We start from the raw sequence: 15,398 nt of genomic DNA, 5'->3' as shown, positions 1-15,398 counted from the left end.
TCGAGGCTCTTCATCTATAGAGGCGCACGTACAGCCAGGACTCTGGCAAGTGAGCCGGCCGCCCGCTAGATCAAAAGTCTTGGTAGGCAGACTCAGGTCATATGGGAACGCGAGACATGCGTGCTGAAAAGGGAAACAGGATGCACTGAACCAAACACAGATGTGTGTCGGACCGGCGAGGGGAGAGGCCGGATCGATGCTGCGGACACGTCTGGCGCTTAACCCGGAAATTGTTTGAACCGGAGGCGTAAAGCCAGATGACCACAAACGATATTGGGCTGGCCCGTGCCGGCTACCAGGTTAAAGGCCACGCGCGGTGAGCGCGGATGAGTCGCGGAGAGACAAGAGCTTCGAATTATTCTATTTGAAGGAGAATCCGCGGCTCCTCAGGATCGCCTACGGCCTGACCGGCGATGTCGAGTTGGCAAAAGAGGTGGCACAGGAGGTCATGCTTACCCTGCTCGTGACGTGGGGTAGGTACGACCGGCCCGAGGACCTGCTGTACAGGTTGGCCAAGCAACGTACGCAACGAGCGAGCAGAAAGGCGCCGAGAAACTCGGTCGCGCTGGATGAGCACATCCGGAGCGCCGAGGAGGCATTGGAGCGGTCGAACGCCAACGCAATGACTGCCGCGAGCGAGTCGCATCAGGAACTCATGCGACTTGTCTCATCCCTCCCAGGCCGTCAACGTGACGTGGTGGTACTGACGGTGATCACGGATCTCCCCGATGCGGATGCAAGCCGCGTCCTCGGCATATCCGTGTCGTCCGTCAAAACCCATCGACAACGAGGTCTCGAATCGCTACGGAAGGCCCTTCTGACCTCTACTGGTCCAAGTGGGGACTAGTTAACAGGGAGAGGACCGAAATGAACCTTGAGGACCGGCTGCGTGGTGCGGCCGACGCAATCATCGAGGCGACGCGCCACGAATCGCCCCAAGATGAGCTGAAGAAGCTTTACGTTGAGAGTGACCAGCGAGCACAAGACCCTCTCGAACTTCTTGCGTTCGACCATGCCATGAAAGAAACGCAACTCGGTCCCGCTGCATATGCTCTGGGTGTTCACTATGTCGTTCAGGACAAGCTCGACGAGGCTGATTACTGGCTGCGCGTAGCGGCGCAGAGCGACGTGGGAGACGCGGCCCTCAGGCTGGCGCAACTGTGCGAGCTGAGGGCCGTGCTCAACTTCAACAAGTCCGAAGGTCCGGACTCAGCCCTGGAACAGCTTTCGCACAGCCAGAACCTGGAGGCGCGCTACTGGTACACGCGCGCCGCGGCCGCCGGCTATGAGAACGGTAAGCCCGAATTGCTAAGTGTGGCGGAGCAGCCCAACGAACCGATCGATTGTTGTGACCATATGGAAGTTGGTTCGTCGCTACTTCGAGCTGGTCGACTCGTCGACAACGCCCAGGAGGAGGCGCTGACCATCGTGCGCCGGGCCCGGCGGGACGCCGAGTCGTTCGTCGAGGACGCCCAGGAGGAGGCAGACCAGGCGCAGGTGATGGCGCGGGAGGCCCGGCGCGACGCCCAGGCCTTCGTGGACGAGGCGCGGGCCGAGGTGGAGAGCCTGGCCAACCAGCGGGAGATACTGGCCCTTCAGCTGGCCCAGCTGCGGTCGATGCTCGAAGGTCTGGCCACGGTCGTGGCGCGCAACGAGACCGGCAGGTCCGGGTTCGGCCGGCTTTCCGGCCGGCTCCGGCGTGGCCGGTCCCGTGCGGCGTCCCGCCGGTCGGTCATGAGTGCCGACGTCGAGTTCTGCGCCAGGATCATCGCCGGGGTCCAGGACGCGCTCGAAATGCCCGACGATGAGATTCCGTCCAGGGATCTCCTTGCCCGTGCGATCGCGTCGGTCAGCCCGACGGGACGGCAGCACGACATCCGTCACGAATCGATCCGGCTGGCCGAAAGCACCGTCGGCTCCCAGCGTCGCATGTCCGCGGCGTGGGGCTCGGTCGCCGTGGCGGGCAGGTAGCGCATCGTGGCCGACCCCAGCCTTCCGGACCTTCTCGCCGAGCATCAGTTCGTGCCCGTCATGGTCGAGGCCTGGCAACTCAAGGATGCGGTGGCGTCGTCCATTCTCTCCTCCAACGGCCTGCGCCGGGAAGACATTCCTGACTGCTCCGTGGCCCGGCTGCGCGACATGCAGGACAGGATCGAGAAGTTTCTGCGGCACCCGGACCTCATCGAGATTCCGTTCGACGACGAGGTTCGCGACGAAATACGATCCGCTCTTCCCATCAAGCTCATCGACCTGAAGCAGGACGTCCTGCACCGCCGCGTCGTCATCGAAACCAGCGAGCTGGTCAACTCGACGCAGGCCCGGGTCGGCGGCCTCGACGACAACCAGGCACGAATAGCGATCCAGTGCACCTTGGATCGCCTTCAATCAGTGATGTCGAGTTATGCCGAAGACAGCCGTGAGGCGTCGAAGGCAGAAGAAGCGGCCCGGCTCGACCTCAGCCGCCGGGAGGACGAAAACCACAGGCTCCGGATATTCGAACGGCGCTGGAACGTGTTTCGCACATTCTTCGCCCGCGAGTCCGCGGCCACGATCATCGGCGCGATTCTGCTCACCGTCATGACCCTGGCACTCACCACGGGGATGTTCGCCGGCGTGCCGGCCCCTCCGGTCGTGTCCAACGCCTTCCTGTTGATCCTGGGCTACTTCTTCGGGAATGCCGCGGTATCCCAGCGAAACGGTCCATAACGGGATCCACCGTATCGCCCGACGCGATCGTCTACTGCCGCCGTCGACCCTTGCGGGGAACGGCGGCAGTACCGTTTTCCAGGGCGAGCACGGCAACGGTTCGGTTGCCACCACGCAAGGATCGATTTTCCGCGAGTTGGGGCCCTGGGGACCGATCTTGTGCTTCAATGTTTTTGGCTTTCCAGCGGCACCTCTACCGCGGGAAGGCCGGACCAACCTCTGGTTGGGGCCACCGGGAAGGTCAGCCTCGCCTTCCCACCCGCTACGCCTGCACCGACAGCACGCGAGTTTGACAAGACCGGCACAGCGCGTCGGAACTGCACGGCCAATGTGACGGCCGGACGTCTGGTCGTGGAGAGCAGGGTAGTAACAAGAAGCCTGTGATTCCGAGGTGTCCGCAGCATCTCGGTCCACAGGCTTCTTGGCTCATCAACGCGCCCGTGCGGTAAGTTTAACGTGACGCTGGGTATTGCGACTCGGTTCTACCTGCACATTCACGCATGAACGGTTGAATGAGTTCAGAGTGTCGACCACTTGACCGTCCGCCGCAAGCGTCCATGAGGATCTTTTCACGCCGACCGTCCGTGCCGATCGGAAACCGTGGACGCAGCCGTGAACATTGCACGTGCGCATTGCCCGCGGTCAGCGCGGCGCCGGGCGGAACGGGTCGCCGGGCGGGAGCCAGGTCGTGCCGGTGTCGAGGCCGAGCGTGCCGATGTCGCGGGTGAGCACGTCGACCGCGGCGCGGACCGCGGCCCGGGTCTCGGCGTCTCGGGACACGAGCGCCCAGGTCCAGCACGGCTCCGGGTCGGTGACCGGCCGCGGCACCAGGTCCGGCGGCAGCGCGGCGAACTGCCCCTTCGGGCAGTTGAGGACGGGTCGGCGCAGCCGGCGCACGTGGTCGAAGAAGGCGGGGCCGGTGACCCCTCCGTCGTCGATGGCCACGATGCGGGCGCCGGTGTCGCGGGCGTACTGCTCCGCGTAGCGGTTCCACGACGACCAGCTCGCCGTGTCGGCGTCGATGAGCACCAGCGTGTCCCTGGCCGGCACGGCGGCGGCGTCGGTGCCGGCGGAGACGGCGAACAGCCGGTCCACCCCGATCAGGCGGGCGTCGAGGCCACCGGCCACGAGGTCGTCGTGCTGCACCCAGCAGATCGCCAGGTCGATCCCGCCGTCGGCGACCCGCGCCGCCTGCGTGTGCGACGGCATCACCCAGGCGTCGACGTGGACCTTCGCCACCCCCGAGGCGCGGGCGGCGAGGTCGGCGGGGCACCAGCTGACATACCCGAGGCGCACGGGCTCGGTGGCCGCCATCCCGGCCGCTGAACGCCGCAGCTCGTCGGCCTGTTCGAGCAGCGCCCGGACCCGTGGGAGCAGCGCCTCACCCCGGGTGGTGAGCACGACCGAGCGCCGGTCCCGGTCGAACAGGCGCACCCCGAGGTCCCGCTCCAGGCTCTTGATCTGCTGGGACAGCGACGGGCCGGCGATCCGCAGCCGCCCGGCGGCCCGGCCGAAGTTCAGCTCCTCGGCCACGGCGACGAAGTAGCGCAGCTGGCGTAACTCCACCACGGAATCGTATTGCGGCGCGAAACGGGGGTAGGAGGCTTCACCTACCAGCAGTGAGCCAGCCGGTCGTGCGGACCGGGGCGGCACCGAGCCAGGCTGCAGTCACGCCACTCCCGATCAGAGAACGGAACGATCTCATGAGCACTCCGCACGTCGCTCTCGTCACCGGCGCCTCCCAGGGCATCGGCGAGGCCGTCGCCGCCGCGTACCGCAAGCTCGGCTACGCCGTCGTCGCCAACTCCAGGTCGATCGAGCCCTCCGGCGACCCGCTGCTGCTGACCGTCGCCGGCGACATCGCCGATCCCGCCGTCGGCGCCCGTGTCGTCGAGCGGGCCCTGGACGCGTTCGGACGCGTCGACACGCTCGTCAACAACGCCGGCGTGTTCGTCGCCAAGCCGTTCACCGACTACACGGCCGCCGACTTCGACCTCATCACCGGCGTCAACCTGCGCGGCTTCTTCGACGTGTCGCAACGGGCGGTCGCGGCGATGCTGGTCCAGGGCGGCGGTCACATCGTCAACATCTCGGCCAGCCTCGTCGACCACCCCAACTCCGGCGTACCGTCGGCCCTCGCGTCCCTCACGAAGGGCGGCATCAACGCCGTCACCAGGTCCCTGGCCATCGAGTACGCGGCCCGCGGCATCCGGGTCAACGCGGTCTCCCCCGGCATCATCCGCACCCCGATGCACGCGCCGGAGACGCATGACGCGCTCGCCGGGCTGAACCCGATGGGCCGTATCGGCGACATCGGTGACATCGTCGACGCGATCCTCTACCTGGAGACCGCCGGTTTCGTCACGGGCGAGATCCTGCACGTCGACGGCGGCCAGGCCGCCGGGCACTGACCGCTCTTCCATCGCCGAAGGAGCAGCTCATGACCGAGGACAGCATGCTGCGCACCGTCCTGGACGGCTGGAAGTCCGCCGTCGACGCCCACGACCCCGACCGCGTCGCGGCGCTGTTCACCGGCGACGCCATCTTCCAGGGCATGCGTCCGTACGGCGTCGGCCCGGCCGCCGTCGCCGGGTACTACGCGTCGCAGCCGTTCGGCCTCTCCGCCACGTACGACCTGCGCGAGACCCGCCGCCTCGCGGACGACCTCGTCCTCGGCTACGCGTCCGTGGAGTTCTCGTTCCCCGACCGCCCGCCCCTCGCGGCGTTCCTGTGCGTGATCGTCCGCGGCACCGGCGACGGGTGGCGCATCGCGCACTATCAGGTGTCCCACCTCGCCTGAACCGGCGCGGAGTGCGGCGGCCCCGTCCGCCGCACTCCGGCCCGGGCTACCGCGTGTCGCCGGGGCGGTCGACGATGATCAGCTTCGCGTAGATCGCCTGGCGGTACACGTCGCCCCGGTGGCTGACGAGGTCGGCGTCGTCGCCGTGGGTCACGTGGTCCTTGATCGCCACGAGGCGCTCGCCGATGAACTGGTACGTCTCCTGGTCGAACAGCAGCTCCTCGGACAGGTAGCCCTCGAGGATCCGGCCGAGACCGATCGCCGGGCGGCCGTCGATGTTCACCGCGTCCGGGTTGATCGTCATCCCGGGCGCCTGCGCCAGGTGCCGGAAGATCGCCGCCTGCACGGCCGGCGGCACCACGTACTGGCCGATGAACGCGTCCAGCTCGACGGCCAGCGACCCGGGCCCGGGCACGGCGTCCGGAACCTTGCCGGGGCTCGTCATCGCCGCGATCGTGGGCCAGGCGATCCGGTTCCAGAACTCGCCGTTCTCCCCGCGCTTCGTCACCACGAGCCGGCCGTCCTGGTAGCTCGCCCTGCTCTGCCCGTCGACGCTCCACCACTCCTGGATCTTGCGTTGCTCGCTCAGGTCGGGCCTGATCGCGCCGTTCGGGTTTTCGTTCTCGTAGGCCGGCTTGTTGCGCAGCTGGAGCGTCTCGATGTACATGAACTGGTCCGGCCGCGGGTCCTTCCACGGCTTGCGCTCGGCCGTCCAGGCCGCGTTCTCCAGGTACTCCGCGGCGCTGGCCGGACGGGCGAAGGGCAGGACGCCCTTCGCCGATGCGACATCCGGTACCGACGCAGGCAGGTCGTCCTTCGTCACCACGACGGCGACCACGGCCACGACGGCGGCCGCCGCGGCGAGCGCCGCCGTGATCACGAAACGGCGCCGGTTGCTGCTGGTCACTCGCTGCTCCTTCGACGACATCAGCTGGTGGAGGGCCGCCCGGGCCCGGTTCTCCGCTTCCTGACTGGGCACCGGGTCGTCCCCGAACGCCGTCCGCAAGTCCACGTCCATCACTCGCTCACCTCGATCTCGGCGCCGAGCGCCTGCCGCATCTCCTGACGTGCCCGGTGCAACCGGGACCTGGCCGTGCCGGCGGGAATGTCGAGCGCCGCCGCGGCCTGCTGCTGGTTGAGCCCCGCCCACGCCACGAGCAGCAGCACCGCTCGGACCGGCTCGGGCAGCCGCCGTAACGCGTCGGCGAGCCGCCCGCGCACGGCCATCGCGTCGAGCCGCCCGGCGACGGCGTCGGCGTGGTCGTCCGACTCCTGCGCGCCGACGGACTTCGCCAGGGCCTGGTACCGGCGGGTCTCGGCCCGCGCGTGCCGGGCGATGAGATTCGACGCGATGCCGTACAGCCATGGCCGCACGCCGGCCCGCGCACTGTCGTAGGTGTGCCGGCGGTCGAACGCGATCAGGAACGTCTCCGACGCCACGTCCTCGGCCAGGTCGGGACCGAGGCGGCGGGCCGCGTACGCGTAGATCTGCCGGTAGTGCTGGTCGAACACGGCGGTGAACCGCTCGGGTGCCCGTTTTGCCTGCTCGATGAGGTCGGCGTCGGCGTAGGGCCCTTGCGCTGTGCCGGGGTGCATCACCACGACCAAGTCCGCCTCCTCCACATCGTCCACAGTCGCATCACACCTGGAGTTCGCCGGAGGCCGGAAAAGTGTTCGCCCCGGAGGGGTGTGCATTGACATCCATTGTTTAGAAAGGTTTCCTTACAGAACTGCGGCCGGGTCGGCGGCCGGTTCGGTTCGGTTCGGTTCGGTTCGGTTCGGTTCGGTTCGTGGAGGGAGCACACCGTGCACCGGTTGACCGCTTGCCTGGTCCTCGTGGGCGCACTCATCGTCGCGCCGCCGGCCGCCTCCGCCGCCGTGCCGCCGCCGCCCGATCTGCTCGCCAACTCCGGCTTCGAGTCAGCGGCACACGGCCAGCCGCTCGCCCGCTGGACCTGCGACGCGGGCACGACCGCCGCCTGGGGTGGGCACTCCGGTCAGTACTCACTCACCGGCACCCCGACGCTGACGACGACCGCCGAATGCGCGCAGTCCGTCCCGGTGCGGCCGAGCGCCACGTACGCCCTCTCCGGCTGGGTCCGGGGCGGATACGCCTTCCTGGGCACCGAGCTCGGCGGCACCTGGTCGCCGCCCAGCGGTCAGTGGACCCGGCTGTCCGTCACCTTCACCACCGGCCCGACGACCACGGCTGTCCGCGTGCACGTGCACGGCTGGTACGCCCAGGCGGCGTTCGCCGCCGACGACCTCGTGCTCTCCGGCCCGGACAGCCGCACCACCGTCCCGGTCCCGCCGATCGACCTCGCGCCGTCCGAGACCACCAGCCACTCGGTGCGGCTCACCTGGACCGGTTCGCCGGGCGCCAGCCGGTACCGGATCCATCAGGACGGCGTGCTGCGGGCCACCACCGCGGACTCCGATCCTTCCGTCGTGGTGACCGGGCTCGCACCCGGCAGCTCGCACGTGTTCGCGGTGTCGGCGGTCAACACCGCGGGCGAGTCGGCGCTCTCCGGGCCGGTCACCGCGAACCTCATGCCCGCCCAGGACGCCCCGCCGTACGCCCCCCGTTCGCTCATCGCCACCACCCCCGCGCCGGGCCAGGTCTGGCTGGCCTGGGAAGCGGTACAGACCGCCGGCGACGGCTACCAGGTCTACCGCGACGGGACCCGGATCGCGTGGAGCTACGGGCCGGCGTACCTGGCCGTGGACGTCCCCGCGGGCGAGCACACGTACGAGGTGACCGCCCTGAACTCCGCCGGCGAGTCACCGAGGTCCAATCCGGTCACCGTCACGGCGACGTGATCGGGTAATCGCTGGACGGGCGGCGGACGGTGGCGGTAGCGTTCCAGCGACCGTGGTTCTGCCTGAGGGGGTGAGCACCGTGAACGTAGTAGCGATATGGGTGCTCCCCATTCCCGTCACGGTCGGGCGACTGCGGTAGGTGCCGCCCGGGAGCGTCCCTTTGGGATCTCCCGAAAGGTGACACCGATGAACACACTCGTCATCACCCGCGTCGCCGAGCGGCAGTGGCATGCCCTCGACGACGACCTCGTGGTCGGCCGCGGCGACGCCTCGCCCCGCCCGGACGGCCGCCTCTTCCTGAGCGTCGACGCCTGGCACGACGACGTCTTCGCCCGCCTCGCCGAGGCCATGCTGGCCACCCTGCCACGACCGCTGCACACCGTCGTGGACGAGGCCGACGTCGACCTGCGGACCCGGTGGGTGCAGGCCGGCCTGACCACCCGCCGCCGTGAATGGGAGTACGTCATGCCGAGCGGCGGCGACGGTACGGTACCGACGCCGGGTCTGACGCTCCTGCCCGCCGGCACCGCCGAGCTGGACCCGCTGCGCCACCTGGACCGCACGATCCGCGCCGAGATCGAGGCCACGATCGGTTGGGACCAGATGCCGGCAGCGGTGCTGTCCCGCCCGCTCGACCCCACCCACTACGCGGTCGCCACCGAGCTCGACGACTACGTCGGCCTGGCCCGGTTGGCGCTGCTGCCGAGGCACACGAAGATCGGCCTCATCGCGGTCCGGTCCGACCGCCGCCGCCGCGGCATCGCCCGCGCCCTGCTCGCGGAGATCCTGGCGGCCACCCACGCCCGCGGCGTCGGGACGGTCTCCGCGGACGTGCACGAGGCCAACACCGCGGCCATCGCCCTCTTCGAGGCCGCCGGCGCGCACCGCACCGGCAGCAACCTCGAGCTGGTGATCCGCTGATGCCCAAGGCAACCGACGGCATCCAGCTCGAGGGCACCGTGCTGGAGTGCCTGCGCGACGCCAAGTTCCGCGTCGAGCTCCCCAACGGCCACATCGTCCTGGCCCACATCAGCGGCAAGATCCGCAAGAACTACATCAAGATCCTGCCGTTCGACCGCGTGCTGGTCGAGCTCAGCCAGTACGACCTGACGAGGGGCCGGATTCTCTTCCGGTACCGCAACTAGCGCTCGGAACCACGGGACGGCGCCGGGCTCCCGGTGCCGTCCCCTCCGCGCGCCGCCGGTGCCCCGCCCAACCCGTCCATCCTGACCCGCAGGTCGGCCGCCTCGACGTGGCCCAGCTCGGTCATGATGCTCAGGGCGTGCCGCCATGCCCGGCGGGCCGAGCGGTGATCCCCGATCACCCGGTGGGCCTCGCCGGGCCGGGCGAGGGTGGCCGCAACCGACGACCGGTCACGCAGCTGCCGGTATCCGCTCACGGCCTGCTCGTAGCAGCTGACCGCCCGCCGGTGGTCGCCGAGCCGGTGATGGATGAATCCGATGCTGTCCCACGCGTTGGCCTCACCGATCTGGTCCCGGGCCTCCCGCAGGATCTCCACGGCTTGCCGGCAGTGGGCCAGGGCCTCGTCGTAGCGGGCGAGCTTCGCCTGGCTCCACCCGACGCAGTTGAGCGCTCGCGCGTATCCGACCTGGTGGTGCGGTCCGCAACGCCGCGAAGATCTACGTCATGTACCGCGCGGGCGACAACTGCGTGGCCACCATCGTGCAGTGGGAAGCGGGCTTCCCGTCGCCCGTCGTGGCCGAGATCGACGTGGAGGGCGACGGCAAGGGCTGGTTCCAGGACAGCGGCACATACAAGTACTACGCCGCGGTCGAGGCCTACGCCGACGGCAAGTGCATCCGCTGGGGCGGGGCACACAGCCCCGAATACCTCGTCCAGTCCCAGTCGGAGTTCCGCCAGGAGGTCTTCACCTTCTGCGGCTGAACGCCACGACGGTGGCTCCGGGCGAACCCCGGGGCCGCCGTCGTGGCCTCAGCGCGCTGCCGCCTTCGACGCGGCGCCCGCGATGACCACGTCCAGGCAGTCGCGGAACAGGTCGTCCACGGTGCGGCCGGGCTGGAAGTAGTCGGTGATCGCGGCGACCACGGTCGGGTGCTGCTCGGTGAAGGCGGCCAGGTCGAAGCCTTTCAGCGCTTCCGCGTCCGGGCGGGGGGCCTGTTCTTCCAGGACGTGGCCGACCGTGAAGCGTTCGACGGTCAGGACGATCACGCGGGCCTGTCCCAGCGATACACCACGCGCGACCAGGGTGCTCATGGCCAGTTCGGAGATCGCCGCCATGGCGCGGGAGAGCTGGGCGGCGGAGATGACCCGGGCGCCGTCGGGGTGGGCGAGCAGCGCCCGGCGCAGCCGCTGGGCGAGGTCGCCGAGCCAGTCCTGCCAGTGCTGGTCCGGTCCGGGTGGTGACCTGTCGGTGAACTCCTGGTCCAGGATCGCGTCGGCGATCGCGGTGACCAGTGCGGCCTTGTTGGGCAGGTGCCAGTAGAGCGTCGGTGACTGCACACCGAGCCGCGCGGCGAGTTTGCGGGTCGTCACCCCGTCGAGCCCCTCGGCGTCCAGCAGCGCGACGGCCTCGGCGACGATCCGCTGCCGGTCCAGCGCCACCTTGGTACCTCCCACCGCCACTTTATCAGTGCTAAAGTTTCTCTATCACTGATAGAGAGGGCCTGGAGATGACCATCAAGCACTCGCTGGGCGGCCTGCTGCACCGGGCGACGCATCGCCTGCCCGGCGTTCCCCCGCACGCCGAACGGCCGGCCGGGGTCCACGGCCACGCCCGGCACCCTTCGCGGCACCACTCGCACTCCCGCCCACCCCGGTTCATGCCGGCCTGGCAGCGCCGGGTCGCGGGCTTCTTCGGCCGGGAGGTGTGATGACGGCGGCGGGTGGCGTGCCCCACCACGATCCGCGCGGCCGCCGGCCGGTCGTGGTGCCGTGACCGGTGCGGGACCGGCCGTCTCGTCGCGCGCCGTGCGGAAGGTCTTCGGCAGCGGATCCGGTGAGGTCGAGGCGCTGCGCGTGGTCGGGCTGGCCGACCGCGCCGGGCACCGCCCCGCGCAGCTCTCCGGCGGTCAGCAGCAGCGGGGCCGCCATCGCCCGGGCCCTCATCGCCTGGGCCGAGGTGGTCTTCGCCGACGGGCCCACCGGCGCGCTCGACTCGGCCGCGGGCCGGCAGGTGCTCGGCATCCTGCGCGACCTCGTCGACCGGGAGCGGCTCACCGTCATCATGGCCACCCACGACCCGCTCGCCGCGACCTTCACCGACCGCGTGCTGTCCCTCGCCGACGGCCGGGTCACCGGCGAGCCCACCGCCGAGGCGGTCGCGGCCCGCATGTCCGGCTCGGCCACGCTCACCCCCGGCGACGCCACCCGCAACACCGACGCCACGGGGGCGCCCGGCGTTGCGGACGCCGTCGAGTCCCGGGCACTACCGGCCGACCTGCCCTCGGCGGCTGGCAGGCGTGGACGGTGACCTCATCGTCGACCACGCCCGCCGCTCACCGGGTCGGCGACCGGATCACCGCGCAGACCGCGGCCGCCGGCCTCGCGCTCGCGCTGCGGGACAGGAATCCGGAGGTGCTCATCGTGGTGCCGTGGTGGCCGGTGGCCGCGATCACCGACGCCTGCCTCGTCATCGCGCTGGCCGCGAGCCTGGCCCCGGCGGTCGTACCGGTGCGCCGCCGCACCGCCGACCTGGCGAGCACCTGGGAGTAGCGGCACGAGCGCACCCACGGAAGCAGCCCGTGACCGCTGATCCCTCGCCGTCACGGCACCACCAGGAATCGGCCTGTGGTTGTGCAATTGCTGCACCCCGCACCGTCACTGTGCACGTCGCCGTGGAGCGCGACGAGGAGGGGTCTGGTGCGCCCATTCCCAACTGCGTCCCGGCGTCGGCGCCCACGGCGAGGGGGACACCGAGGAGGCCCCGCCGGAGAACCTCCGTGAGGCGCTTCTCGGCCTTATCGAGGAATTCGGTGTCCCTCGCGAGTTGTCCGTCACCCTGGCAGCCTGATGCCGCCGATCCCTTCCGTCCCGGGCGCCCGCGTCGTCAAAGCTCTGGAGCGTCACGGCTTCAACGTGGCACGGGTGAGCGGAAGCCACCACACATGCAGACCTCTGCGGAAGTCTCATTCGTCGCGCTGGCTGACGAGCCAGCCTCCAGCGGTCAGGTGGGCGCCGAACTCCTCGGGGATCGATCCTCGCACCAACAGCCACTCGTCACCGACCGACGCGACGACCAGGTCGTCGCGCTCGAATCGCAGCTGGACGCCGCCGACGGACGGCTCTGGGGTGCAGCCCTGGATCGGCGCGGCGTCGAGCAACCGCTGTCCTGCGTACGCAGCCAGGACGTCAGGGAGTCGCGCCGACCCGACTCGCGTCTCCCCCTGTTCCGCCATGTCATATGACAGGTACGGCTCGGCGAAATCCAGGGACAGGTGCTCCCCGCAGCCGTGAGCCATGACGGGCGGGATGCCCTCGAAATGCCACCAAAAGTGCAGCAAACTCTCGGCGTCGCCACCCCTGCGACCCTCGTACCAATGGCGAGCCTCGGTTACGGCAACAAGCCGCCGACCGATGAGGCGACGCAGTATCTCGACGATGACCTGCTGCTGCTCCACGAAGTTTGAACGCACGGCCCGCATACCAGTTATTCGATCGCCGTGATGTCGAGCAGCTTCATGGTGGAGCCTTCGGTCCAGGTGACAAACGGCCGGCCGAGCTCCAACAGGTCAGGACGAATGAACCCGTCGCTGACGGGGACGCCGCACGAGGCCGCCGTGGCGGACTTCCGGTCCCACACCACCAGCCGGCGGCCGGACGTGGGCCCGGCGGAATATTCGAGCTTCAGGAACCGGCCGTCACCAACCGGTCCGATGTCCTTGTCTCCGACCTCCAGGTAGCCTGACCCGTCGCGGCGCTGCACAAAGGCGGTTACCGGGTTGGCCGGATTCGGAGCACCGTCGCGTCGGCCCGTGCATCCGAGCAGGCCGCACTCCATGTACCCCATCGGACCGGTATCGACCTCGGGCGCTCGGCTCCAAGGCACGGGAACGCTCCTGGTGAGGTCGAACAGGGGCGCGTCTGCCGGATCGTCAGTCGTCCAGCCCGACGGCGTCGTGGTCTCGGTGCCGTTCCGCATGGCCACCGCCGACGCTCCGCCCCAGCCCGCGTAGCCGCTGGTCACCCGATAGCCCTGGGTGCCCGCGACCAGTTGCGGTTGGCCACCGCTCAGCGGCAACCGGTAGATGCCGACGCTCCGTCGCTGACCTTTGCCATCCACTTTCACGGCTTCGTATCGGTCCCACATCACAGAATTCCCTGCGATTGTGAGGCTTCCGGTGAATTGGTTGTCCTCATGCTGAAGGGTGATCAGTTTGCTGGCCGCACCGCCCGCCAGGGAAGCGGTCCACACTTCGTACTCTGTTGTGGTCCCGGTCGCGCCGAGCGGTGTGGTCGCCCACACCGCATTACTGCCGATAACCCCGAGGCCGATGATGCTGGTCGACGCGTCGGCTGGTGCGAGCTCCCGCACCGTGCCGGCGCCCGGGTCGAAGACACTCGGACGATCGAGCCGGAACCCCGGCAGACGTTCGCTGTAGTTCAGCACGACATACCGCCCATGGGGCAGGACGGCCTGCACGACGTAACGGCCGCCGCCCGGCAACGTCAAGGGCAGCGTTCGCACCGCCTCCGGCCAGACATCCGCGACGTTCGGCGCGTTGTCGAAGTCCGGAACCGTCAGCGGGTAGGTGGCCGACAGATCCGGCGGCACCGACGGTGGCGCCGGCTGGACGTGCCTGCCCATCAGCGGCAGACTCCCGCCGACCACGGCAACAAGCACCGCGACTGACGCCACGGCAGTCAGACGCCGTCGCCGCCGTCGCCGCTTGACGAGGCGCGCGACGTTGGCGAACAACGCGCCGTCCGGCTCGGCAACCTGCCGCGCCCCGGTCTCCAGCGTGTTGATCAACTCCTGCTCGAGTGTGGGTTTCATGTCGGCTCCTTCAACAACGCCGCCGTCGAACCGTCCGCTGGTTCCCAGGTCTTCGACAATTGCTCCAGGCCACGAGCGGCCTGGCTGCGCACGGTGCCGCGAGAGACACCAAGGATCGAGGCGATCTCCTCGTCGGTGCAGACTTCGTAGTAGCGCAGCACCAGCACCGCACGCCGGCCCGGCGGCAAGCGCAGCAGCGCCTGCCAGAGCCCGCTCTGCTCGTTGAGCGCCGGTTCGCCGTCGTGGCCCGGACGATCGGGCACCTCACTGACGAGCAGTTCCCGCCGTCGGCGCCGCCACCAGCTGATATAGAGGCGCGCCATCGTCGTGCGGACGTACCCTTCGGGGTTGCCCTTCTGCCGGACCCGCGACCAACCAGCGCCGAGCCTGACCAGCGCCTCCTGCACCAGATCAGCCGCGTCGTGCGAGCTGCCGGTCAGGACATACCCGTAGCGCAGCAAACCGGCCGCACGACCACGCACGAACTCCTCGAAGCCTTCCGGCCCTGTTTTCGACTCCACCCGTCACCTCCCTTCCACCCAGGGACGCCGATGCCCACGAAACTGTTGCCCGGAAGCTCCCGCGTTCTTGGATTGCCCGGAGGTGCTCATCGTGGCGCCGTGGTGGCCGCCTGCCCGACGCGAGAAGACAAGTCCCGCCCAGGACGGTTTTACCGTCGTCCGAAGACCTGGCAGAGCCGGTGGATCGCCGCGCGAGCGACCAGTAATCCATCGGGTTGTGAACGAGGCGAGCATGCCCGGCAGCCGGCACAAAACTGTCATACCCGGCGACTAGGCTGACCACAGCACCAACGACAACCAGCAGACCGTCGCGAGGGCGGATGATCCCCGCGACGGCAGCGCGACAGCCCTGGCCGCGACTGCCCACGGTGGCGGCAACCGAATCACTCGACGACCGGAGTCTCGAAGGATCCCGTAAGCAGAGCGCACCCAAGCCCATGGGAGCGGCAGATGCACCAGTTCGACGCAACGAGGGCGGCCCGGACTCGAGATGGCGCACCCACCGAACGAGGTGACAAGCCTGTGCGGCCCGACAATCGACGCGACCAACCTCAGCCGAGGCAACACACCCCGCCCT

General features: G+C 69.2%; 19 protein-coding genes and 1 pseudogene. 12 read left to right on the top strand and 8 right to left on the bottom strand.

Annotated features, from left to right (window positions below):
• The first annotated feature begins 316 nt into the window (after positions 1-316).
• Genes Dsi01nite_RS19970 through Dsi01nite_RS19960 form a run of 3 tightly spaced genes read left to right on the top strand, consistent with a single transcriptional unit; the run spans position 317 to position 2,706 of the window.
• Positions 317-847: an RNA polymerase sigma factor gene (locus Dsi01nite_RS19970; protein WP_203847712.1), complete on the top strand. Its 531-nt coding sequence runs from the start codon at positions 317-319 to the stop codon at positions 845-847.
• A 20-nt stretch (positions 848-867) separates the two neighbouring features.
• Complete coding sequence (locus tag Dsi01nite_RS19965) at positions 868-1,971, top strand: hypothetical protein (RefSeq protein WP_203847711.1); 1,104 nt, start codon at positions 868-870, stop codon at positions 1,969-1,971.
• Between the two features lie 6 nt (positions 1,972-1,977).
• Positions 1,978-2,706: a hypothetical protein gene (locus tag Dsi01nite_RS19960; protein WP_203847710.1), complete on the top strand. Its 729-nt coding sequence runs from the start codon at positions 1,978-1,980 to the stop codon at positions 2,704-2,706.
• A 642-nt stretch (positions 2,707-3,348) separates the two neighbouring features.
• Here Dsi01nite_RS19960 and Dsi01nite_RS58365 read toward each other — a convergent pair.
• Positions 3,349-4,272 (bottom strand): LysR family transcriptional regulator, encoded by a 924-nt coding sequence (locus tag Dsi01nite_RS58365; protein ID WP_203847709.1) that lies wholly within the window; start codon positions 4,270-4,272, stop codon positions 3,349-3,351.
• 137 nt (positions 4,273-4,409) lie between these two features.
• Between Dsi01nite_RS58365 and Dsi01nite_RS19950 the strand changes: the two genes are divergently transcribed.
• Together Dsi01nite_RS19950 and Dsi01nite_RS19945 are read left to right on the top strand one after the other, a co-directional pair.
• Positions 4,410-5,117, top strand: coding sequence for an SDR family NAD(P)-dependent oxidoreductase (locus tag Dsi01nite_RS19950; protein ID WP_203847708.1), 708 nt, complete (start codon positions 4,410-4,412; stop codon positions 5,115-5,117).
• A gap of 29 nt (positions 5,118-5,146) precedes the next feature.
• Complete coding sequence (locus Dsi01nite_RS19945) at positions 5,147-5,506, top strand: YybH family protein (RefSeq protein ID WP_203847707.1); 360 nt, start codon at positions 5,147-5,149, stop codon at positions 5,504-5,506.
• A gap of 46 nt (positions 5,507-5,552) precedes the next feature.
• Here the strand turns inward: Dsi01nite_RS19945 and Dsi01nite_RS19940 are convergent, their stop codons facing one another.
• Positions 5,553-6,524 (bottom strand): hypothetical protein, encoded by a 972-nt coding sequence (locus Dsi01nite_RS19940; protein WP_203847706.1) that lies wholly within the window; start codon positions 6,522-6,524, stop codon positions 5,553-5,555.
• On the bottom strand, positions 6,524-7,138 hold the full coding sequence (locus Dsi01nite_RS19935; protein WP_239136022.1) for an RNA polymerase sigma factor: 615 nt from the start codon (positions 7,136-7,138) through the stop codon (positions 6,524-6,526). The genes Dsi01nite_RS19940 and Dsi01nite_RS19935 overlap by 1 nt, the downstream gene beginning before the upstream one ends.
• 174 nt (positions 7,139-7,312) lie before the next feature.
• On the opposite strand from Dsi01nite_RS19935, the gene Dsi01nite_RS19930 reads away from it, so the two are divergent.
• From Dsi01nite_RS19930 to infA, 3 genes are all read left to right on the top strand, one after another.
• Complete coding sequence (locus Dsi01nite_RS19930) at positions 7,313-8,326, top strand: fibronectin type III domain-containing protein (protein ID WP_203847705.1); 1,014 nt, start codon at positions 7,313-7,315, stop codon at positions 8,324-8,326.
• A 186-nt stretch (positions 8,327-8,512) separates the two neighbouring features.
• The gene (locus tag Dsi01nite_RS19925) at positions 8,513-9,247 is read left to right on the top strand and encodes a GNAT family N-acetyltransferase (protein WP_203847704.1); all 735 of its coding nucleotides are present in this window, start codon (positions 8,513-8,515) and stop codon (positions 9,245-9,247) included.
• Entirely contained in the window at positions 9,247-9,471 is a 225-nt protein-coding gene (infA, locus tag Dsi01nite_RS19920; RefSeq protein WP_203847703.1) for a translation initiation factor IF-1, read from the top strand. The genes Dsi01nite_RS19925 and infA overlap by 1 nt, the downstream gene beginning before the upstream one ends.
• Here the strand turns inward: infA and Dsi01nite_RS19915 are convergent.
• A pseudogene (locus Dsi01nite_RS19915) lies at positions 9,468-9,914 on the bottom strand (tetratricopeptide repeat protein); the annotation flags it as partial. The gene infA and the pseudogene Dsi01nite_RS19915 sit on opposite strands and share 4 nt — an antisense overlap.
• 59 nt (positions 9,915-9,973) lie before the next feature.
• On the opposite strand from Dsi01nite_RS19915, the gene Dsi01nite_RS19910 reads away from it, so the two are divergent.
• Positions 9,974-10,231 carry a hypothetical protein gene (locus Dsi01nite_RS19910; RefSeq protein ID WP_203847702.1) on the top strand — a complete coding sequence of 86 codons (258 nt, stop codon included), beginning with the start codon at positions 9,974-9,976 and terminating at the stop codon, positions 10,229-10,231.
• 48 nt (positions 10,232-10,279) lie between these two features.
• Here Dsi01nite_RS19910 and Dsi01nite_RS19905 read toward each other — a convergent pair whose 3' ends face one another.
• Positions 10,280-10,924 (bottom strand): TetR/AcrR family transcriptional regulator C-terminal domain-containing protein, encoded by a 645-nt coding sequence (locus Dsi01nite_RS19905; protein WP_239136021.1) that lies wholly within the window; start codon positions 10,922-10,924, stop codon positions 10,280-10,282.
• A gap of 53 nt (positions 10,925-10,977) precedes the next feature.
• Between Dsi01nite_RS19905 and Dsi01nite_RS19900 the strand changes: the two genes are divergently transcribed.
• The 3 genes from Dsi01nite_RS19900 to Dsi01nite_RS19890 all read left to right on the top strand — a co-directional run bounded on the left by Dsi01nite_RS19900 (position 10,978) and on the right by Dsi01nite_RS19890 (position 12,019).
• Complete coding sequence (locus Dsi01nite_RS19900; protein ID WP_203847701.1) at positions 10,978-11,178, top strand: hypothetical protein; 201 nt, start codon at positions 10,978-10,980, stop codon at positions 11,176-11,178.
• 125 nt (positions 11,179-11,303) lie between these two features.
• Entirely contained in the window at positions 11,304-11,777 is a 474-nt protein-coding gene (locus Dsi01nite_RS19895) for an ATP-binding cassette domain-containing protein (RefSeq protein ID WP_203847700.1), read from the top strand.
• Positions 11,774-12,019, top strand: a complete 246-nt coding sequence (locus tag Dsi01nite_RS19890) for a hypothetical protein (protein WP_203847699.1) — start codon at positions 11,774-11,776, stop codon at positions 12,017-12,019. Before Dsi01nite_RS19895 ends, Dsi01nite_RS19890 begins: the two co-directional genes overlap by 4 nt.
• Before the next feature lie 413 nt (positions 12,020-12,432).
• On the opposite strand, the gene Dsi01nite_RS19885 is transcribed toward Dsi01nite_RS19890, so the two are convergent.
• Genes Dsi01nite_RS19885 through Dsi01nite_RS19875 form a run of 3 tightly spaced genes read right to left on the bottom strand, consistent with a single transcriptional unit; the run spans position 12,433 to position 14,821 of the window.
• Entirely contained in the window at positions 12,433-12,924 is a 492-nt protein-coding gene (locus tag Dsi01nite_RS19885; RefSeq protein ID WP_239136020.1) for a hypothetical protein, read from the bottom strand.
• A 29-nt stretch (positions 12,925-12,953) separates the two neighbouring features.
• Positions 12,954-14,300, bottom strand: coding sequence for a hypothetical protein (locus Dsi01nite_RS19880; RefSeq protein ID WP_203847698.1), 1,347 nt, complete (start codon positions 14,298-14,300; stop codon positions 12,954-12,956).
• Entirely contained in the window at positions 14,297-14,821 is a 525-nt protein-coding gene (locus Dsi01nite_RS19875; protein WP_203847697.1) for a SigE family RNA polymerase sigma factor, read from the bottom strand. Before Dsi01nite_RS19875 ends, Dsi01nite_RS19880 begins: the two co-directional genes overlap by 4 nt.
• Positions 14,822-15,398 lie beyond the last annotated feature (577 nt).

Source organism: Dactylosporangium siamense, assembly GCF_016862795.1.
GTDB classification, from domain to species: Bacteria; Actinomycetota; Actinomycetes; order Mycobacteriales; family Micromonosporaceae; genus Dactylosporangium; species Dactylosporangium siamense.
The sequence above is the reverse complement of the archived record's forward strand: the minus strand, read 5'-3'. Positions and strand labels throughout refer to the sequence as shown.